Annotated in this window: 1 protein-coding gene; it reads left to right on the forward strand. The window is 48.8% G+C overall.

Annotated elements, in window-relative coordinates:
- On the forward strand, positions 1-471 hold a 471-nt coding region (locus WH96_RS22225; protein ID WP_047766195.1), incomplete at both ends, for a hypothetical protein.

The raw sequence follows: 471 nt of genomic DNA on the forward strand, positions 1-471 counted from the left end.
TTACGATTGTTGTTGATGCGGTGTTGGATCAACAGGTTGAAGTTGGTGCTGACAGTTCGGAGAGTGTTTCTGAGAGTGCAAGTTCACAGAGCATTGGTCTTGGCCTTGACAGCAGTATTGTTTCTGCAGGCTTTACAGGTTCACTTGATGGTGGAGCTGATACAGATAACTCAGAAGTTACAACGATCACGATTACTCTTGATGCAGCTTTGCCAAATGGTGCGAGCCTGAGTTCTTCTGCAGGTACGATTAGTGGTACGGGTCCATCCTATACACTGACAGTTGCGAATGGTAGCACAGCGGAGGATGCGATTGATGGTCTGAGTGTTTCCGTACCTGGTGGTTATGACGGAACGATTTCAGGTACAGTGAGTGTTACTTCGCAGGAGGCGAATACGCCAGCTGGTGGTGATGCCTCCGAGCCTGATATTACTGATAACACGCGTACCGACAGTGCAACCTTCTCCGTGA

Source organism: Kiloniella spongiae, assembly GCF_001026905.1.
GTDB lineage: Bacteria > Pseudomonadota > Alphaproteobacteria > Kiloniellales > Kiloniellaceae > Kiloniella > Kiloniella spongiae.